General features: G+C 67.8%; 17 protein-coding genes. 11 read left to right on the forward strand and 6 right to left on the reverse strand.

Going from position 1 to position 18,510, the window contains the following annotated elements; all coding sequences use genetic code 11:
* Positions 1-16: 16 nt before the first annotated feature.
* Positions 17-1,177 (forward strand): helix-turn-helix domain-containing protein, encoded by a 1,161-nt coding sequence (locus DFLDMN_RS19815; RefSeq protein WP_423199582.1) that lies wholly within the window; start codon positions 17-19, stop codon positions 1,175-1,177.
* Here DFLDMN_RS19815 and DFLDMN_RS19820 read toward each other — a convergent pair.
* Positions 1,143-2,147 (reverse strand): LysR family transcriptional regulator, encoded by a 1,005-nt coding sequence (locus DFLDMN_RS19820; protein ID WP_423199583.1) that lies wholly within the window; start codon positions 2,145-2,147, stop codon positions 1,143-1,145. The two genes, DFLDMN_RS19815 and DFLDMN_RS19820, sit on opposite strands and share 35 nt — an antisense overlap.
* Before the next feature lie 260 nt (positions 2,148-2,407).
* Here DFLDMN_RS19820 and DFLDMN_RS19825 point away from each other — a divergent pair, with 260 nt between their 5' ends.
* The 3 genes from DFLDMN_RS19825 (at position 2,408) to DFLDMN_RS19835 (ending at position 6,496) form a co-directional block, all read left to right on the forward strand.
* Positions 2,408-4,150: an IlvD/Edd family dehydratase gene (locus DFLDMN_RS19825; protein ID WP_423199584.1), complete on the forward strand. Its 1,743-nt coding sequence runs from the start codon at positions 2,408-2,410 to the stop codon at positions 4,148-4,150.
* A gap of 101 nt (positions 4,151-4,251) precedes the next feature.
* The gene (locus tag DFLDMN_RS19830; RefSeq protein ID WP_423200516.1) at positions 4,252-5,550 is read left to right on the forward strand and encodes an MFS transporter; all 1,299 of its coding nucleotides are present in this window, start codon (positions 4,252-4,254) and stop codon (positions 5,548-5,550) included.
* A gap of 19 nt (positions 5,551-5,569) precedes the next feature.
* A complete protein-coding gene (locus DFLDMN_RS19835) occupies positions 5,570-6,496 on the forward strand; it encodes a dihydrodipicolinate synthase family protein (RefSeq protein WP_423199585.1) in 927 nt (308 codons plus the stop codon).
* 116 nt (positions 6,497-6,612) lie between these two features.
* On the opposite strand, the gene DFLDMN_RS19840 is transcribed toward DFLDMN_RS19835, so the two are convergent.
* The 4 genes from DFLDMN_RS19840 to DFLDMN_RS19855 all read right to left on the reverse strand — a co-directional run bounded on the left by DFLDMN_RS19840 (position 6,613) and on the right by DFLDMN_RS19855 (position 11,206).
* Positions 6,613-7,566: a YihY/virulence factor BrkB family protein gene (locus DFLDMN_RS19840; RefSeq protein ID WP_423199586.1), complete on the reverse strand. Its 954-nt coding sequence runs from the start codon at positions 7,564-7,566 to the stop codon at positions 6,613-6,615.
* A 163-nt stretch (positions 7,567-7,729) separates the two neighbouring features.
* The gene (locus DFLDMN_RS19845) at positions 7,730-8,977 is read right to left on the reverse strand and encodes an NAD(P)/FAD-dependent oxidoreductase (protein ID WP_423199588.1); all 1,248 of its coding nucleotides are present in this window, start codon (positions 8,975-8,977) and stop codon (positions 7,730-7,732) included.
* 2 nt (positions 8,978-8,979) lie between these two features.
* Positions 8,980-10,197 (reverse strand): amidohydrolase family protein, encoded by a 1,218-nt coding sequence (locus DFLDMN_RS19850; protein ID WP_423199589.1) that lies wholly within the window; start codon positions 10,195-10,197, stop codon positions 8,980-8,982.
* Positions 10,198-10,231: 34 nt separating this feature from the next.
* On the reverse strand, positions 10,232-11,206 hold the full coding sequence (locus DFLDMN_RS19855; protein ID WP_423199590.1) for a Bug family tripartite tricarboxylate transporter substrate binding protein: 975 nt from the start codon (positions 11,204-11,206) through the stop codon (positions 10,232-10,234).
* Positions 11,207-11,405: 199 nt separating this feature from the next.
* Here DFLDMN_RS19855 and DFLDMN_RS19860 point away from each other — a divergent pair, with 199 nt between their 5' ends.
* Complete coding sequence (locus DFLDMN_RS19860) at positions 11,406-12,212, forward strand: IclR family transcriptional regulator (RefSeq protein ID WP_423199591.1); 807 nt, start codon at positions 11,406-11,408, stop codon at positions 12,210-12,212.
* A gap of 233 nt (positions 12,213-12,445) precedes the next feature.
* A complete protein-coding gene (locus tag DFLDMN_RS19865; RefSeq protein ID WP_423199592.1) occupies positions 12,446-13,312 on the forward strand; it encodes an enoyl-CoA hydratase/isomerase family protein in 867 nt (288 codons plus the stop codon).
* 13 nt (positions 13,313-13,325) lie between these two features.
* Here the strand turns inward: DFLDMN_RS19865 and DFLDMN_RS19870 are convergent, their stop codons facing one another.
* The gene (locus tag DFLDMN_RS19870; protein ID WP_423199593.1) at positions 13,326-14,117 is read right to left on the reverse strand and encodes an IclR family transcriptional regulator; all 792 of its coding nucleotides are present in this window, start codon (positions 14,115-14,117) and stop codon (positions 13,326-13,328) included.
* Positions 14,118-14,252: 135 nt separating this feature from the next.
* Here DFLDMN_RS19870 and DFLDMN_RS19875 point away from each other — a divergent pair, with 135 nt between their 5' ends.
* From DFLDMN_RS19875 to DFLDMN_RS19895, 5 genes are all read left to right on the forward strand, one after another.
* Entirely contained in the window at positions 14,253-15,410 is a 1,158-nt protein-coding gene (locus DFLDMN_RS19875; protein WP_423199594.1) for a CaiB/BaiF CoA transferase family protein, read from the forward strand.
* A 63-nt stretch (positions 15,411-15,473) separates the two neighbouring features.
* Positions 15,474-16,058: a cysteine dioxygenase gene (locus DFLDMN_RS19880; RefSeq protein WP_423199595.1), complete on the forward strand. Its 585-nt coding sequence runs from the start codon at positions 15,474-15,476 to the stop codon at positions 16,056-16,058.
* A complete protein-coding gene (locus tag DFLDMN_RS19885; RefSeq protein WP_423199596.1) occupies positions 16,055-16,930 on the forward strand; it encodes an enoyl-CoA hydratase/isomerase family protein in 876 nt (291 codons plus the stop codon). Before DFLDMN_RS19880 ends, DFLDMN_RS19885 begins: the two co-directional genes overlap by 4 nt.
* Positions 16,931-16,980: 50 nt before the next feature.
* Positions 16,981-17,994 (forward strand): tripartite tricarboxylate transporter substrate binding protein, encoded by a 1,014-nt coding sequence (locus DFLDMN_RS19890; protein ID WP_423199597.1) that lies wholly within the window; start codon positions 16,981-16,983, stop codon positions 17,992-17,994.
* Between the two features lie 162 nt (positions 17,995-18,156).
* Positions 18,157-18,504, forward strand: a complete 348-nt coding sequence (locus DFLDMN_RS19895) for a carboxymuconolactone decarboxylase family protein (protein ID WP_423200517.1) — start codon at positions 18,157-18,159, stop codon at positions 18,502-18,504.
* The last annotated feature ends 6 nt before the right edge of the window (positions 18,505-18,510 follow it).

Genomic DNA, 18,510 nt, shown 5'->3' on the forward strand with positions numbered 1-18,510 from the left:
ACCTTTCCGAGCTGCCATGAGTCACGATTCTTTCTGTGCCGATGCCACCGCCATGACCGACACGCAGGCATGGCGGACGGCCGACGCCGCGCCCGCGTGGCGAGGGCATGCGCGTCTGTTGCGCGAAGGAGCCGATGCTCCGTGCGCGTGGGAAAGGTGGAGCGACCGGCGGCGTGAACTGCGCACGCTCACCTCGCCGCGACTGGACCGTCACTACACCATCGAGGTCCTGTTATCCGACACGGTGGTCGACTGCCATACGGTGGTGGATCGCCATACGGTGGTGGATCGCCATACGTTGGTGGACCGGAATGCGGCGGTGGATCGGAATGCGGCGGTCGAGTGCCCTGCGCCCGTGGGCAGTCATCCGGCCGGGGCGCCAGCCTATACGCGCGGCGGCCAATTCGGGGCCGCACAGGTCACGCCGCCCGGACAGCAGGTACGAGCCCGCGTCGAGCGGCCCATGGAGTCGGTGATTTTGTACGTACCCCTCGCCACCATGCGGGAAACGTTGCGGCAATGCGGACAGTACCTGCCCGATGGATTCACGCTCGCGGATCCGCGCTTTCGTGCCGATCCCATCCTGGGCCGCTGCGTCAACGCCCTGTACGAAGCGGCCAGCCTGCAGGGCCCGTCGACGGCACCGTTTGTCGACCACGCGTGCCGGGCTGTGATCACGTACCTCGTGCGTGCGCAGTGGCAGGCGGCGCGCACCCCTGACCGGCCCGGGGGCCTGCAGGCATGGCGCCTGCGCCGGGTGATGGACTTTATCGGCGCCAATGCGACGGAAGCGATCTCGCTGCAGGCGATGGCGGATCATGCCGGGCTTAGCCGCATGCACTTTGCCGCGCAGTTCCTGCGGGCGACCGGCATGACGCCGCATACCTATCTGACGGAGGCGCGTCTGGAGATCGCCAAGCGGCTGCTGTCGGAAGGGCAGCTTGCGCTGGCGGCGGTCGCCGTCCAGACCGGCTTCCACTCGCAGGCGCACTTCACCCACGTGTTTCGCAAGGCCACCGGCACCACGCCGGGACGATGGCGTGCCCAGGCGAGGGATGCGGCCAGCGCGGAGCCCATGCCGCCGGCTGCGCGCCTTACGTCGGGCCTCGCGTCGGACCTTACGTCGGGCCTCGCGTCGGACCTTACGTCGGACCTTGCGTCGGACTGGGCGCGCTAGCCGGGTCCAGGCCGCGTAGCGCCGCCATCATCCGTTCCGCCGCGGGCGACAACAGCCGATCCGTTCTCGTGATCAGGCCAAAGTCGTCCATATGGCACGGCACCTCCAGCGGCAGGACGCGCACCATGCCGTGGCGCGCGTAGTAGTTGGCGACGTCCGCCGCCAGTACCGCCAGCATGTCGCTGAGTTCCAGCATGCGCGTGACCAGCAGCAGGGCCGAGGTTTCGACGATATCCGCCGGTGGCACCAGGCTGGCGCGCCGGAACATGACCTCGAAGCGATGGCGCAGCACACTGCCATCGGGCGGCACGATCCAGCATGCGTGCTGCACGGCCTCCAGCGAGAGACCGCTGGCCTGGGCCAACGGATGATCGGGGCGCGCCACGACGCAGACCGGTTCGTCGGCAATCGGCTCGTAGCGCAGCGGCAGCTTGTCGTGTTCCGCCGATAAGCGGCCGATCACGAGGTCCAGCTTTTCCTGCGCCAGTCTGTCGAGCAGCACGTTGCTGTTCTCGATCTCGACGGTAACGCGCAGTCCGGGGTAGTTGCGCTTGAGCGCGGCTACCGCGGGCGGCAGCAGCCGCACCGCCGGGGACGTAATCACGCCCACCGCGACATGGCCGAGTTGCCCGGCCTTCAGCCCCATCACTTCTTCCTGCGCCTGGTCGAGGCTGCCGACCACCGCCCGCGCGTGGCGGATCATCGCCTCGCCGTAGCGCGTGGGCCGCATGCCGCGCGGCAGGCGCTCGAACAGCGAAACGCCCAGCATGGCCTCGAGTTCGCGCAGCAGCTTCGAGGCGGCGGGCTGCGTCATGTTCAGCGCCTCGGCGGCGCGATGGATATTGCCCTCCTCATCCAGCGCCACCAGGAGCAGCAGTTGCCGGGTCTTCAGGCGGGCGCGGACGTACCAGGGGGACGCGGAGGGCGCGGAGGGCGTGGGTGAAAACCGGGTTGAGGGCGACAGGCTCATGGCAGGGGGACTTGGGGTTTCTACCGATATCCGATTCGATATCGCAACGGCGCGAATCTTCATTAGAAGGATATTCGTCGGCTTTGTACACTGCCGCCTGAGAAAAGAAAAGCGCGTGCCCCCAGGGCGCCGTGCAAGCCGGAGACAAAGCCACCTCCCCTACGTGCGTCCTACGTGCGTCGTACGTGCGCCGCACATGCGCCTTGTCCACGCCCAATCAGTCAGGCCGCCCCAGCGCGCCGCTTCGCCAGGATTTACCCATGCCGGAAACGAAACCCAAGCTCCGTTCGACCCAATGGTTCGGCACCGCCGACAAGAACGGCTTCATGTATCGCAGCTGGATGAAGAACCAGGGCATTCCGAACCACGCGTTCGACGGCCGCCCGATCATCGGCATCTGCAATACCTGGTCGGAGCTGACGCCCTGCAACGCGCACTTCCGCAAGATCGCCGAGCACGTCAAGCGCGGCATCTATGAAGCCGGCGGGTTCCCCGTGGAGTTTCCGGTGTTCTCGAACGGCGAGTCGAACCTGCGGCCGACCGCGATGCTGACCCGCAACCTGGCCGCCATGGACGTCGAGGAAGCCATCCGGGGTAATCCCATCGATGCCGTCGTACTGCTGGCAGGCTGCGACAAGACCACGCCGGCGCTGCTGATGGGCGCTGCCAGTTGCGATGTGCCGGCGATCGTCGTCAGCGGCGGTCCCATGCTCAACGGCAAGCTCGACGGCAAGGATATCGGCTCCGGCACCGCGGTGTGGCAGCTGCACGAGTCGCTCAAGGCCGGTGAGATCGACCTCCATCATTTCCTCTCGGCGGAAGCCGGCATGTCGCGCTCCGCCGGCACGTGCAACACCATGGGGACGGCTTCGACCATGGCGTGCATGGCGGAAGCCCTCGGCACCACGTTGCCGCACAACGCGGCGATTCCCGCCGTGGATGCGCGCCGCTACGTGCTGGCCCACATGTCCGGCATCCGCATTGTCGAGATGGCCAACGAAGGGCTGACGCTGTCGAAGATCCTGACGCGGGAGGCGTTCGAGAATGCCATCCGCACCAACGCGGCCATCGGCGGCTCGACCAACGCGGTGATCCACCTCAAGGCGATTGCCGGCCGGATCGGCGTGCCCCTGGAGCTGGAAGACTGGACCCGCATCGGGCGGGACACGCCGACGATCGTCGACCTGATGCCGTCGGGCCGCTTTCTGATGGAAGAGTTCTATTACGCCGGCGGGCTCCCGGCCGTGCTGCGCCGGCTCGGCGAGGCCAACCTGCTGCCGCATCCGGACGCCCTGACCGTCAATGGCCGCTCGCTGTGGGACAACGTGCGCGAGGCGCCCAACTTCAACGACGAGGTGATCCGCCCGCTCGACCAGCCGCTGATCCGCGATGGCGGCATCCGCGTGCTGCGCGGCAATCTGGCGCCGCGCGGCGCGGTGCTCAAGCCCTCGGCCGCCACCCCGTCGCTGCTCAAGCACCGCGGCCGTGCCGTGGTGTTCGAGAACCTGGAGCACTACAAGGCGCGCATTGTCGACGAGTCGCTCGATGTCGATGCCGACTCGATCCTGGTGATGAAGAACTGCGGGCCAAAGGGGTACCCGGGCATGGCCGAGGTGGGCAACATGGGCCTGCCGCCCAAGTTGCTGCGCCAGGGCGTCAAGGACATGGTGCGGATCTCCGATGCGCGCATGAGCGGCACCGCCTATGGCACCGTGGTCCTGCACGTGGCGCCGGAAGCCGCCGCCGGCGGCCCGCTGGCCGCGGTGCGCGACGGTGACTGGATCGAACTCGATTGCGAGGCCGGCACCCTGCACCTCGACGTCACGCAGGAGGAACTGGCCGATCGCATGGAGCACTTCAGGCCGCCGCAGGCAGACGGCCGCGCAGGGCAGGGCGGGTATCAGCGGCTCTACGTGGAGCATGTGCTGCAGGCCGACGAGGGCTGCGATCTCGACTTCCTGGTCGGATGCCGCGGCGCCGAGGTGCCGCGGCACTCGCACTGACCCGCTCGCACACCAGTGTTTGCACCCAACAACGACAAGACGAGGAGACCCACGTGAATAGCCAATCCAATGCCGGGCTGGAGCGGCCGGTACCGCTACCGCTGCCGGACCATGCCGAAGCTGACGCCAACGACGAGGCACGCATCATCGGCATGCTGACGCGCAAGCTGATTCCGTTCCTGGCGTTGATATACGTGGTTGCGTATATCGATCGCTCGGTGGTCGGCTTTGCCAAGCTCCATATGAACGCGGCGATCGGCCTCAGCGACGCGGCGTACGGACTTGGCGCGGGGTTGTTCTTCGTCGGCTACTTTCTGTGCGAAGTGCCCAGCAATCTCGCGCTCGAACGGTTTGGCGCGCGCCGCTGGTTCGCGCGCATCCTGTTCACGTGGGGCGTGATCACGATGGCGATGGCGCTGATCCACGACGCCACCACGTTCTACGTGATGCGCTTTCTGCTCGGCGCGGCGGAAGCGGGCCTGTATCCGGGCATCCTGTACTTCCTGACCAAGTGGTTCCCGATGCGGCATCGCGCACGCATCATCGGCCTGCTGGTGCTGGCACAGCCGATCGCGCTGATCGTGACCGGTCCCATCGCGGGCTGGATCCTGTCGATGTCCGGGATGTTCGGCATGTCGAACTGGCAGACGCTGTTTGTCATCAGTGGCCTGCCTGCCGTGCTGTTGTGCCTGCCGACGCTGCGCCTGATTCCGGAAACGCCGGCGGATGCAAAGTGGCTGGCGCCCGGGGATCGCGCCTGGATCGAGCGCGAGCTGTCGGCAGACCGCAAGACGTTCGCGCTCAAGGCGCATGGCAATCCGCTCGCCGCGCTCAAGGACAAGCGCGTGCTGTTGCTCTCGCTGCTGTTCCTGCCGTTTCCGCTCAGCATCTATGGCCTGTCGCTGTGGCTGCCGACCATCATCAAGCAGTTTGGCGTGAGCGATGCCACCACCGGGCTGCTGTCCGCCGTGCCGTATCTGTTTGCGGTGGTGGGTTTGTACCTGGTGCCGCGACACTCGGACCGCAAGGGCGAGCGCTACTGGCATATCGTGGTGGTATCGGCGGCGGCGGCGCTCACCATGGCGGCGAGCGCGTGGGTGCAGACCCCGGCGCTGCAATTCCTGTTTATCTGCCTGACGGCGTTTTCGATCTATTCGATCCAGGCCGTGGTGTGGGCCTTGCCCGGCCAGTTCCTGACCGGCGCGAGCGCGGCGGTGGGGATCGCGACCATCAACTCGCTGGCCAACCTGGGCGGATATCTGGGCCCGTTCGGCATCGGCGTGATCAAGGATGCGACCGGCAGCATCGCCGCGGGGCTGTACTTCCTCGCCGCGATGCTGGTGTTCGCCGTCGTCATGACGTTTGTGGTGCGCGCGGCGCTGGATCCGCAACGCACCTGATGCAATCTTCGGAGAGGGAATGAATACCAAGCTCGCGCCGCGCTATCGCGGCATTTTCCCGGTCGTGCCGACCACCTTCACGGACTCGGGCGAACTGGACCTGGCCAGCCAGAAACGCGCGGTGGACTTCATGATCGATGCGGGGTCCGATGGGCTCTGCATTCTCGCCAACTTCTCCGAGCAGTTTGCGCTGTCCGACGCCGAGCGCGACACCCTCACGCGTACCGTACTGGAGCATGTGGCGGGACGCGTGCCGGTCATCGTGACCACCACGCACTACAGCACGCAGGTGTGCATCGCGCGCAGCCGCCAGGCGCAGGCGCTCGGCGCCGCCATGGTGATGGTGATGCCGCCCTACCATGGCGCCACCTTCCGGGTGCCCGAGCCGAGGATCTACGAGTTCTTCGCCCAGCTCTCCGACGCCATCGCGATTCCCATCATGATCCAGGACGCGCCGGCCAGCGGCACGGTGCTGTCGGCGTCGTTGCTGGCGCGCATGGCCATCGAGATCGAGCAGGTGTCGTACTTCAAGATCGAAACGCCGGGCGCGGCGAACAAGCTGCGCGAGTTGATCGCGCTGGGTGGCGCCGCCGTGGAAGGCCCGTGGGACGGGGAAGAAGCCATCACGCTGCTGGCCGACCTCGAAGCCGGCGCAACCGGCGCCATGACCGGTGGGGGATTCCCGGACGGCATCCGCCCGATCCTCGAAGCGCACCGCGCGGGCAATGGCGACCTCGCGTTCGAGCGGTACCAGCAGTGGTTGCCGCTGATCAACCATGAGAACCGCCAGGGCGGCATCCTGACCGCGAAGGCCCTGATGAAGGCCGGCGGCATCATTGCCTCCGACGCCCCGCGTCATCCCATGCCAGTGATGCCCGCGGCCACCCGCGCGGAACTGCTCCAGATCGCCAGGCGGCTCGATCCGCTGGTGCTGCGCTGGGCCTGATTTGCCGGCATGCGGTGTCCGCATGCCGGCCGGGCAGACACGCGTGCATGCCAACGCGCCGCCTGGCTCAGGCCGTCGCCCGCGCGGCGCTGCGGGTATGGTGATGCGCCGGATGATTACGCGCCGTATTTTCTCGACGGCGTCGACTTCGGGCCTGCCTTGGCAGCGCCGATGCCGGCCGCCTGGTTGCCATCGGACTGCCCGCGCCGCGAGCCGAACCGATTGGCGTAGAGCCATGTGAACTCGGCGCCGAGCAGGAAGATCTGCGCGGAGTAGTAGACCCATACCAGGATGATCACCAGCGAGCCCGCCGCGCCGTAGCCGGTGGCGATGCCGGTCGTGCCGATATACAGGCCGATCAGCAGTTTGCCGATGGTGAAGAGCAGCGAGGTCACCACCGCGCCGAGCCATACGTCGGGCCAGCGCACGTTCGCATGCGGCATGATCTTGTAGATCATGGCGAAGACCAGCGTGATGAAGGCAAAGCTCAGCACCATGTCGAGCAGATGCGCGACGCTCTCGCCGCCGCCGAACATCGAGCCCCAGTAGCGCCCGACGGCGGCCAGTGCCGCGCTGGCAACCAGCGAGACCACCAGCAGGAAGCCGATGCCCATGATCATGCCGAACGACAGCACGCGCGCGCGCAGGAGTTCCCAGATGCCGGACGGCTTCTTGCGGTCGGGGACCTGCCAGATGCGATCGAGCGCGTCCTGCAGTTCGGCGAACACGGTGGTGGCTCCGACCAGCAGCGTGACGGTGCTGAGCAGCGCGGTGGTGGTGCCCGCGGCCGGCTCGCTGAGCGAGAGCAGCATGCTCTCGATGGCCTTGGCGCCTTCCACGCCGACCATGCCGCCGATCTGCTCGACCACCGCGCCACGCGCGGCTTCCGCGCCGAAGGCGAGGCCGGCGACGGAGATGACGATCAACAGCAGGGGGGCCACCGAGAACACGGTGTAGTAAGCGAGCGCCGCACCCATGCTGGGCGCGTAGTCGTCGAGCCAGGCAGAGACGGTGTCCTTGAGCAGAGCCGTGAGGCTGCGAAGCGACATCCGCTGCGGCGTGCGTTGCATGGCGATTCCCCCGGAGCGCGCTGGCGATGCAGTAGCAGGGTAGGCAATGCGCCGCGCGCTTCCTGTCGGTGGCGGTCTGACTACGTCGTCGGCGCTCTCCGCGCCGCAGGCGCGCGCGCCGGGCGAGCTGCCCCGGGGTCGCTTGCGCGCACCCCGCGGGCCATCACCGGGGGGCGGGCGCGGGTCCCAGGATGCCGTCGGCGATCCGCTCCGCCGTGGGCAGGGAATCGGTCAGGCCCAGATGGCCGTGACCGACCGCGAGCCACAGTCCCGCGCGGCCTTCCACCGGGCCGATGCGCGGCAGCGAATCGGGCATGCACGGCCGGTGGCCCATCCACGGCCGCCCCTGCAGGTGATCGATGCCGGCGATGCTGTCGCGCGCGATGCGCTCCAGCATGGCGGCGCGGCGCGGATTGGGCGGCCGCACCAGGCCGCCAATCTCGACCGTGCCGCCCACGCGCAACCCTTCCTCCATGGGCGCGATAAAGACCTTGCGGTCGGCCAGCACCACGGTACGCGAGACCGCCTCGGCGCCGCCGGCGAACTGCACGTGATAGCCACGCTGGCTTTCCAGTGCCAGCGCAACGCCGAGCGGATCGAGCAGCGCACGCGACCATGCGCCGGCGGCAACCACCACATGGTCATAGGGGCGCATGTCCTGCGCCAGTGCAGGGGTGCCGCGTACCTGCCACTGGTGCCCGGCCGGTTGCAGCGCGGCGACGGTTGCACGGGCGAGGGTGCCACCCTGCGCCACGAATGCGCCGGCCATGGCCTCCACGTAGCGCCGTGGGTTGAGAATGGTGGCCTGGTCGGCGAGATACATGCCGACGCGATAGCGTGCCGCCAGACGCGGCTCCAGCGCCTCGATGCCGGCGCGGTCGAGTCGCTCGCAATGGTAGCCGTACTCGCGGCGCAGCCGCCAGCCGGTGGCGTCCTTGGCCAGCGCCTGCTCGTCGGGATACACATGCAGCTGCCCGCGCCGGAGAAACAGCTCCGGCACGCCGAGTTCGCGCGTCATGCGCTCGTGCATGTCGAGGGTGCCGGCATGCAACGCGTGCAGCGTCGCGGCGGCGTGCGCCACCTTGTCGGGCGTGGCCGAGGCGACAAACTTCAGCAGCCACGGCAGGGCCCGTGGCAGGTAATACAGCGGCAGGTAGAGCGGACTTTCCTTGTCGAGCAGCATGCCCGGCGTGGATGCGATCACGCCGGGCAGCGCCAGCGGGGCAATCGAGGTCTGGCTGATTGCGCCGAGATTGCCGGCGCTGCAGCCGCTGCCGGGTGCGTCGCGATCGATCAGGGTCACTTCCGCGCCACGCTGGCGCAGACGCAGCGCGATCGCACTGCCGACGATGCCGGCGCCGATCACGGCCACGCGGCGCCCGTCCGCGGCGCTTGAACTGGACAATGACATGGTCATGCGGCGGGGGTACGTTTGTCGGCGACCACGCGGCCGTCCTTCAGCACCAGCTGCAGCTGACGCACATGGTTGACGTCGTCGAGCGGGTTGGCGCCCACCACGATCAGATCGGCGATCTTGCCGACCTCGACCGTGCCCAGCTCATGACCGACGCCGCACAGCTCGGCAGCATTGCGCGTGGCCGCCTGCAGGGCCTGGAGCGGGGTGGCGCCGTTGCGCGTCCACAGGCCGAGTTCGAGCAGCGCGGCATCCTTGAGCGGGCGGATATCGGAACCGAGCGCCATCTTCACGCCCGCGGCAAGCGCCTGCTGGAACCACTTGCGATGCACGTCGGCCGCGGCATCGGCGCGGCAGCATAACGCGTGCGCCAGGTTGCGCTGCCTGACCCAGCGCTGCTCCCATTCGTTATTGGCCTGCTCGGGCGTCAGATGACTGATGGCCAGCGTCGGCACGTACCAGGTACCGTGCTCGACCAGCATCTCGATGCATTCGCGATCCATGATGTAGCCGTGCTCGATCGAATGCGCGCCGAGCCGGATCGCGGCCTTTATCGCGGCTGGATTGGTGGCGTGCGCCATGACCTTGAACTCGCGCAGCTTGCAGATGGCGAAGGCGGCCGACAGTTCCTCTTCAAGGAAGAACGAGTGGCGGTGCAGGTCCCACGCGGGACCCAGGATGCCGCCCGACAGGTTCAGCTTGATATGGTCGACGCCGTTCTTGATCTGCTCGCGAATGGCCTGGACAAAGCCGTACGGACCATCGCATTCGAGCGCGTGGCCGGAAGTCAGGAAGTGTCCGCCGGTGGTGGTGAGGAAGTGGCCCGAGGCAAACAGGCGCGGCCCCAGGTGCTGGCCCGACTCGAAAGCCCGTTTCCACGCCACGTCCATATAGTGATGCGCGCCGGCGCAGCGGAAGCCGACGATGCCGGACTCCAGCAGCGCCTGCTGCAGCTTGTGCCCGAACAGCGTGGTCTGTTCGGGCAGCGACATGTCGGTCAGGGACTGGAAGTAGTCGGGATGGATATGCACGTCCCACAGCCCCGGCATGAGGCAGGCATGGCGGAGATCCAGTATCTCGGCGTCGTCGACCTTGGGCGCGGTGCCGGCCTCGAAGATTGCGCCGATGCGTCCGTCCTCGATCAGCACGGTCGCGTCGGGGCGCGGCGCGCTGGAGACGCAGTCGATCAGCGTGGCATGGGTCAGCAGGGTTCTCAATATGATCTCCGGTTCAATCGCATGGCGCGGGTCGTCATTCCGCGGAGATGCCGAGCGTGGGAGCGAGGCGTTTCCACTTGTCGATTTCGGCGCGGATAAAGCGCTCGAAGGCTTCCGGCGAATTGCCGGAGGGAATGATATTGCGGTCCATGAAGGCTTTGGACAGTTCGGGCGAGGCCAGCGCCGCCACCACCTCGCGATTCAGGCGGGCAATCACCGTCGACGGCGTCCTGGCCGGCGCCAGCAGGCCGAACCAGGTACCTGCCACGAAGTTGGGCAGGCCGGCCTCGGCAAAGGTCGGCACCGACGGTGCCGCCGGCAGCCGCTGCGCCGACGCCACCGCCAGCGCACGCAGCTTGCCGGCACGCACATGTTCCAGCACGGCAGGCGGTCCGTCGAGCGTGTATTGCACCTGGCCGCCGATCAGGTCCGCGATCGAGGGGCCGCTGCCCTTGTAGGGGACATGCACCGCCTCGAACTTCCCGAGCGATTTGAACAGTTCGCCATTGAGGTGGTTCGACGTGTTGTTGCCGAAGGAGGAGTAGTTCAGCTTGCCGGGATTGGCGCGCGCATAGGCGAGGAATTCCTGCAGGTTCTGCACCGGCAGCCTGGGATTGACCACGAGCAGGAAGGGCACCTGACCCACCAGCGAGATGGGCATGAGGTCGGTGCCCGGATCGTACGGCGCGTTCTTCATGGTGACCGGCACCAGCGAGATCTCCGGCGATGCACCAAGCAGGAGCGTGTAGCCGTCGGGCTCGGCGCGCACCACATTGTTGGCCCCGAGCGTGCCGCCGGCCCCGGCACGGTTATCGACCACGATCTGCTGACCCAGGGCAGTGCCGAGCGGTGCCGCGAGCAGGCGGCCCGCGATATCGGTACTGCCGCCCGGCGGATAGGACACCACCATGCGTAACGGCCGCTGCGGCCAGTCCGCCGCCCACGCGGCCGAGATGCCGGACTGCGCCGCGAGCGCGGCGAGCGAAACGAGAAATTGACGGCGCTCCATGCTGATCCTCCCCGTTAGGTCATTGGTGTTCCTGCTTGAACGGAGATGCTAGGTGCGCCTATATTGATTGGCAATACACAATTATTGCCATGCAATAGCCGGTGAAAATTTTCCCGCCTTTCCTCCTTTTCCTGCGATGAGCCCTCGTTCCCCCTCGCGTCTCCGTTCCCGCCCTCTGTCTCCGTCTGCGGCCCATGCTGTGTCCCATGCCGCGTCCCATGCGCGCGCGGACGCCGGCGCCGACAGCCCGCTCTTTGTCGGCGCCGTCGCCAAATGTTTCCAGGTACTGGAGGCGCTCAACGTGGCCGGACGCCCGCTGGGGCTGACGGAACTGGCCGGGATCGCCGGGCTCGATCGCAGTGCCACGCAGCGCATGACCCATACGCTGCGCGTGCTGGGATACCTGCGGCAGGATCCGGGCACCCGTGCATTCACGCTGTCGGGCCGCATGCTGGAGTTCGGGCATACGGTGCTGGCCACGGACTGGCTGCGCGACTGCGCACAGCCGCACCTCGAAGCGTTGAACCGCCGCGTCGGCGAAACCGTGAACCTGATGGAGCTGCAGGAACACGAGATCGTCTACATGCTGCGCTATCCGAGCATCCACGCGGTCAGCGTCGACCTGCACGTCGGCTCGCGCCTGCCGGCTTTCTGCAGCGCGGCCGGGCGCGCGATGCTTGCCGCCATGGACGAGGCCCGGGCCATGGCCATCCTGAAGGCCTCGAAGCGGACCGCCATGACGGCGAAGACCGTAACCGACCTGCCGGGTCTGCTGGAGAAACTGGAGGCCGCGCGCGCGCTGGGGTATGCGCTCAACGACCAGGAGGCGTTTGTCGGCGATATCTCGGTGGCCGCGGCGGTCCTCGACCGCCAGGGCCAGCCGATCGGCGCCGTGAACATCGCCGTGCCATCGCCGCGCTGGCAACTCGCGGATGTGCTGACGCGGCTGGTGCCGCCACTGCTGAAAACGGCGGCGGCGATCCAGAAGCAGGTCAAGGCGTACTGAGGCGCAAATCAATCGGCTGTGATATTGCGTGCCTTGATGATCTTGCCCGGTAATCGGTGTCCCGCTTCACCGGCGCTGGCCCGACAGGACGTCCTGGACCGCCGCGCCCGGGCCCTTGTACGGCACGCGCCGCATTGCCCCTTGGCGTCACTTGCATGCGCCGCCTTGCGGAACGTGGTGTGGGCTCCTACGATTCGACAGGTCGCGGTCGCCGTCTTCCTGGAGTCGCCCCCATGAGCCCATCGCAAGCTACGCCGCCCCGGTCCGCCACCGAGGCACCCGACCAGGTCAGGCTCGCCAAAGTGTCTGCCGAATACTGGCGCGTCACCTTCCACAATCCGCCGTACAACATCTATGGTCCCCGGACCATGCCGCAACTTGGCGAGGTCGTCAGCGCGCTCGAGCGCGATCCAGATGTCAGGATCGTGGTGTTCGACAGCGACGTGCCCGGCTTCTTCCTGACTCACTACGACTTTGTCCCGCCGCTGACCGACACCACCGATATGCCGGCCGGGCCGACCGGCCTGCCCCCGTTGCCCGATATGCTGGTGCGCATCACGCAGGCGCCGGTGGTATCGATCGCGTCCATCCGCGGCCGCGCCACCGGCGTCGGCAGCGAACTCGCGCTCGCCTGCGACATGCGCTTTGCCAGCCGCGAGAACGCGTTGCTGTCGCAATGGGAAATCGGCGCCGCGCTGGTTCCCGGCGGCGGGCCGATGGCGCGGCTGCCACGCCTGATGGGGCGCGGGCGCGCACTGGAGGTGCTGCTCTCCGGCAACGATATCGATGGCGAGCTGGCCGAGCGCTATGGTTACGTCAACCGTGCGCTGCCCGACCAGGCGCTCGACGGCTTTGTCGATACCATGGCGCGCCGGATCGCGCGCTTCGACAAGACTTCCATTGCCGAGATCAAGCGCCTGGTCAACGCCAGCAGCCTGCCCGGGCTCGACGAGATCGGCGCCGAATGGGCGGGCTTTATCGGCTCGGTGCAGCGCCCCGGCGCGCAGGCGCGCATCCGGCAGCTGATGGCGCTCGGCCTGCAGAGCGACCCCGACGTGGAGAAGCGGCTCGGCGATTACACCGGCCGGCTCGGCGCGTGACGTGCGGGTCCGCCTAGCGCACCGCGCCCCAGTGATTGGTCACGCGCAGCAGCGAGGCATGCGGGCCGATCTCGCCCAGGCCCGTGGATAGCTGCTCGGCGGCGCCGCATACCGGTGCCGCCAGGTCGCGCAGCCGGGTCGGGCGCAGGCGTGTGTCTGGCCCCGAGATGCCGAGCGCGGCGATCACGGCGCCGGTGCCGTCGAAGATCGGCGCGGCCAGGCCGTTCACGCCGGTGCGCCACTCGCCACGATTGATCGCGTAGCCGGCGCGACGCACCTTCTGCATCTCGTGCATGAAGGCGTCGGCATCGACGATGGTGCGCGCGGTGGCGCCGGGCAAGTCGTGCGAAATCTCGGCCAGCCACTGCGGGTTGCGAAACGCCAGCATGGCCTTGCCGGTGGCCACGCAGTGGGCCTGCGCGCGCCCGCCGATCTGGCTGTAGGCGCGGATCGGGTTGGGGCATTCCACTTTATGGACGTACACCACCTCGCGGCCATCGAGCACCGACAGGTGGACCGATTCGCCCGTCGACTGCATCAGCGCCTCCATCAGCGTGTCGGCGTGCCGGCGCAGGTCGAAGCTCCACAGCGCCGCCGACCCCAGTTCCCATAGCTTGATCGACACCGTGTAGCTGGACGGCGGCACCCGCACCACATAGTGCTCATCGACCAGCGCCTGCAACAGGCGGTGCGCGCCGCTCTTGGGCATATTGGCCATGCCCGCGAGTTCGCTGACACCGATGGGCCTGCCATGGCGCGCCATGATGTCGAGCAGATGGAGACCTTTGATGAGCGTGTTGTTCATGGCACGGAAGCATGCAAGGCGAGGGGCCTGAGGGCAATCGTTCCAAAGTGTAGAACAGATGCGTCCAAATAAGGAACGGCCCTAGACTCGGTGCCAACGTCATGCCTGCCCGGCGACGACAACCAACACATCGATATGACCGACCTCAGAACCGAAGATCTCCCCTTGTCCGGCGTGCGCGTGCTGGAGTTCTGCACGGTGGCGGCGGGGCCGTTCTGCGCCATGCTGCTGGCCGACATGGGCGCGGACGTGATCAAGATCGAGCCGCCCGGCGGCGATACGCTGCGCACATGGCCGCCCATCACCGCAGGCTTCAGCGAGAACTTCGCCTCGCTGAACCGCAACAAGCAGTCGGTCGTGCTCGACCTCAAGCGTCCCGAGGACCTCGATGTGGCGCTGCGTCTGTGCGCGCAGGCCGACGTGGTCATCGAGAACAACCGGCCCGGCGTGATGGATCGGCTGGGCCTTGGCTACCCGCAACTGCATGCCGTGCATCCCGCACTCGTCTACTGCTCGATCTCGGCCTACGGCCAGACCGGCCCGCGTGCGGCGGAAGGCGGCTTCGACCTCACCATCCAGGCCGCCGCCGGCGTGATGAGCGTCACCGGAGACTCCGAGGCGCCGGTCAAGTGCGGCGTGCCGGTGTCCGACTTTGCCTCGGGGCTGTACGGTGCCTTCTCGATTGCCAGCGCGTTGCTGCGCGCACGCACCACGGGGCAGGGCGCGCATCTCGATATTCCGATGTTCGGCTGCACGCTGGCCATCGGGGCGCTGCAGACCAGCGAGTACTTCGGCACCGGGCGCAGCCCGGTCAAGCTGGGCTCGGCGCATCCGCGCAACGCGCCGTACCAGGCTTACCGCGCGGCCGACGGTTACTTTGCGATCGCCGCCGGTAACGACGGGCTGTGGCGCGCAGTGCTGCGCGCGGTCGCGCTGGAACCGCTGGCGGACGATCCGCGCTTCCTCTCGCCCACGTTGCGCGCGCGCCATCAGGTCGAGCTCAAGGAGCTGCTCGAGGAAGTGTTTGCGCGGCAGAGCGTCGACCACTGGATCGAGGTCTTCCGCGCGGCCGGCGTGCCGCACTCGCGCATCAACGACTACGCGCACGCGCTGGAAGACCCGCAGGTGGACCACATGCGCTGGGTGCGCGAGATCGCGCTGCCGGACGGGACCCGCACGCGTACCTTCGCGTCGCCGGTGCGCATCGACGGTCAGAGCCTGCCGGTGCGCAGCGCCCCGCCGGCGCTGGGCGCCCACACCGAGACGCTGCGCCGCGCGGTGCAGGAACCATGAAACCCGCGCTTGCGGATCGCCAGGAACCCACACGAACCCACACGAACCCACGGAGCTGAAAGCATGCAAGACACCAGGAGCGGCGCCGATGCACTGGCGCGTTTTATCGCACGGATGGATGCCATCGTCGCCGAGCGCGACCGTCCCGAGGCCGAGACGCTGGAAAGCGTGGGCAAGGCGCTCGGTGATCTGGTGGCGCGCGACGACTGGCTCGACCCGCAGTTTGCCGAGCCGCACCCGCAGTATTACCGCCAGTACCTGCTATACGCGGACCCGCAGGACCGCTACAGCGTGGTGAGCTTTGTGTGGGGCCCGGGCCAGAAGACGCCGATCCATGACCATTGCACATGGGGGGCGATCGGCATGCTGCGCGGCGCGGAAGTCGGGCAGGCGTACGTGCAAGGCGCCGGCGGCATGGCCGAGGCCGGTCCGAGCGAACGGCTGGAGCCGGGCGACGTGGCCTTTGTCTCGCCGACCATCGGCGATATCCACGTGGTGCGCAATGCGTACGACGATCGCGTCTCGGTCAGCATCCACGTCTATGGTACGGATATCGGCAAGCAGTCGCGCCATGTGTTCGACCCGGCCACGGGCGTGGCCAAGACGTTTGTCTCCGGATATGCCAACGTGGAAAGACAGCCGACATGAGCGCGCCGGTGCTGATGCAGCGCTGGGACGGCGCGCGCTGCGTGCTGACGCTGAACCGTCCCGAGCAGGGCAATGCGCTCTCGCGCGAACTGGTGGACGCGCTCGATGTCGCGCTCGACGACTGCGCGCGACGCCATGCCGAGCGCGCGATCGACTGCGTCGTCATCCAGGGTGCGGGCCGGCATTTCTGCACGGGCTTCGACCTGTCCGGGCTTGCCGATGAGACCGACGACAGCCTGCTGGCGCGCTTTACGCGGATCGAACTGCTGCTGCAGCGCGTGGCCCGGGCGCCGTTTCCGACCATTGCGGTGGCGCACGGGCGTGTCATGGGTGCCGGCGCCGATCTGTTTGCCGCATGCGCGCAACGGCTGGCCGTGCGCGGCGCGAGTTTCGCCTTTCCCGGCGCGCGCGGCTTCGGGCTGGTGCTGGGCAGCCGGCGGCTGGCGGCGCGCGTTGGCGCGGCGCGGGCACGCGGCTGGATCGAAAGCGCATGTGTGATCGGCGCTGCCGAGGCCGCCACGGCGGGCCTGGCGAGCGCGCTGGTGGAGACGGCAGCGGAGGATGTGCTTGCGTTGGTGACCACGCCATCGGCCACGCCGGCGACCACATCAGCGACGCCAGCAGCGACGCCAGCAGCGACGCCAGCAGCGACGCCAACAGCGACGCCAACAGCGACGGCGGTAGCGACACCATCCTCGATCGCTGGCGTGGCGGCATCGCGCGATGCCCTGCTCGACGGCGCCATCGACGGCAACGCCGAGCTCGACGATGCGCGCGATCTCGCCGCCCTGGTGCGCTCGGCCGCGCGCGCGGGCCTGCGCCAGCGTGTGGCCGACTACGTGGAGAGCCAGGTACGACAGCGGCGCGCCTAGCGATGCCGTCGGGGCCGCCAGGAAGAGAGAAACCATAGGAGGAGACAAGAATGCATGACTGCCTGAATTTCATGGCAAGCGGACGCAGAGCCGCTGCCATCGCCGCCGCCACGGTTGTCCTGGGCGCGTGGTCGGCACCGGCCGCGTACGCGCAGGGCGAGGAACCGTATCCGTCGCGGCCGATCCGGCTCGTGGTGGGCTACGCGCCCGGTGGCGGCACCGACATCATGGCGCGCCTGATCGGCAAATATATCGGCACCGAACTCGGCCAGCCGGTCGTGGTCGACAACAAGCCCGGCGCCGGCCAGAACATTGCCGCGACCTATGTCGCGCGGGCGCCCGCCGACGGCTATACGCTGTTCCTGAGTTCGAGCGCGACCGCCGTCAACGTGAGCCTTTATCGCAAGCTCGACTACGATCCGGTCAAGAGCTTCGCCCCGGTGGCGGTCTTCGGCCAGAGTCCCAACCTGCTGGTGGTGCCGGCTTCGCTCGGCGTCAAGACCGTCGAGGAGTTTGTCGCGCTGGCGAAGAAGACGGGCGAGGACGGCATCAATTTCTCGTCGTCCGGCGTCGGCAGCTCGCAGCATCTGGCGGGCGAGCAGTTCCGCCAGGAGACCGGCATCAAGGCCAGCCACGTGCCGTACAAAGGCTCGGCGCCGTCGATTGTCGCGGTGCTGAGCAGCGAGGTCCAGTACACATTCATCAATATCCCGTCGGTGATGGCGGTCAAGGCCAACGACAAGCTCAAGGTGCTGGCGATTACCAGTGCCCGGCGCTCGCCGGTGATGCCGGAGGTGCCGACCATGACCGAGATCGGCATGCCCAACATGACCATGGCGGCGTGGTACGGCGTGCTGGCGCCGGCCGGCACGCCCGAGGCCATCGTCAACCGGCTCAACGCGGCCATCAACAAGGCCGTGGCCGATCCGGCGTTTCGCACGCGCATGCAGTCGGAAGGCGCGGAGACGATGGCGGAATCGCCCGAGTTCTTCCGTCGCTTCCTGGCGGCCGATATCGCGCGCTGGCGCCAGGTCGTGAAGGCCGGCAACGTGTCCGCGGATTAGGCACGCAGCCTCGCCCCCATCGGACTGTCGGCGATGCCCGTGCGCCGGATGGCGCCGACCGTACCAACGCACCGACGTTTAGCGACCGACGTTTCACCGACACTTCGGCGTCGTTTCAGCGACGTTTCATCCACCTTCCTTACCCGGAGATTTTGCATGTCCATGTTCACCAACTGGTCCGACCTGCTCAACACGCTCAAGCGGTCGTACACCCGCCTCGGCAACACCAACCCGAAGATGCTTGAGGCGTATCGCAACCTGGCCGCCGCGCAGGGCTCCAACGGCGCGCTCGATGCCAGGACGCGCGAGCTGATCGCGCTGGCCGTGGCGGTGACCACGCGCTGCGATGGCTGCATTTCGTCGCACGCGGCGGCGGCGATCAAGGCCGGCGCCACCGAGGCCGAGATCAGCGATGCCCTCGGCACCGCCATCGCACTGAACGCGGGCGCCGCGTACGTGTACTCGCTGCATGCGATGGAAGCCGTGAGCCAGCTCAAGGAAGCGGCCTGACCCCGG

This window comes from Cupriavidus sp. H19C3, assembly GCF_049393815.1.
Taxonomy (GTDB): domain Bacteria; phylum Pseudomonadota; class Gammaproteobacteria; order Burkholderiales; family Burkholderiaceae; genus Cupriavidus.

What these genes read in the sequence shown, in the direction of transcription:
- DFLDMN_RS19815 (WP_423199582.1), top strand. Translation starts at nt 17, where the DNA reads ATGAGTCACGATTCTTTCTGTGCCGATGCCACCGCCATGACCGACACG.
- DFLDMN_RS19820 (WP_423199583.1), bottom strand. Translation starts at nt 2,147, where the DNA reads ATGAGCCTGTCGCCCTCAACCCGGTTTTCACCCACGCCCTCCGCGCCC.
- DFLDMN_RS19825 (WP_423199584.1), top strand. Translation starts at nt 2,408, where the DNA reads ATGCCGGAAACGAAACCCAAGCTCCGTTCGACCCAATGGTTCGGCACC.
- DFLDMN_RS19835 (WP_423199585.1), top strand. Translation starts at nt 5,570, where the DNA reads ATGAATACCAAGCTCGCGCCGCGCTATCGCGGCATTTTCCCGGTCGTG.
- DFLDMN_RS19840 (WP_423199586.1), bottom strand. Translation starts at nt 7,566, where the DNA reads ATGCAACGCACGCCGCAGCGGATGTCGCTTCGCAGCCTCACGGCTCTG.
- DFLDMN_RS19845 (WP_423199588.1), bottom strand. Translation starts at nt 8,977, where the DNA reads ATGTCATTGTCCAGTTCAAGCGCCGCGGACGGGCGCCGCGTGGCCGTG.
- DFLDMN_RS19855 (WP_423199590.1), bottom strand. Translation starts at nt 11,206, where the DNA reads ATGGAGCGCCGTCAATTTCTCGTTTCGCTCGCCGCGCTCGCGGCGCAG.
- DFLDMN_RS19865 (WP_423199592.1), top strand. Translation starts at nt 12,446, where the DNA reads ATGAGCCCATCGCAAGCTACGCCGCCCCGGTCCGCCACCGAGGCACCC.
- DFLDMN_RS19870 (WP_423199593.1), bottom strand. Translation starts at nt 14,117, where the DNA reads ATGAACAACACGCTCATCAAAGGTCTCCATCTGCTCGACATCATGGCG.
- DFLDMN_RS19875 (WP_423199594.1), top strand. Translation starts at nt 14,253, where the DNA reads ATGACCGACCTCAGAACCGAAGATCTCCCCTTGTCCGGCGTGCGCGTG.
- DFLDMN_RS19880 (WP_423199595.1), top strand. Translation starts at nt 15,474, where the DNA reads ATGCAAGACACCAGGAGCGGCGCCGATGCACTGGCGCGTTTTATCGCA.
- DFLDMN_RS19885 (WP_423199596.1), top strand. Translation starts at nt 16,055, where the DNA reads ATGAGCGCGCCGGTGCTGATGCAGCGCTGGGACGGCGCGCGCTGCGTG.
- DFLDMN_RS19890 (WP_423199597.1), top strand. Translation starts at nt 16,981, where the DNA reads ATGCATGACTGCCTGAATTTCATGGCAAGCGGACGCAGAGCCGCTGCC.
- DFLDMN_RS19895 (WP_423200517.1), top strand. Translation starts at nt 18,157, where the DNA reads ATGTTCACCAACTGGTCCGACCTGCTCAACACGCTCAAGCGGTCGTAC.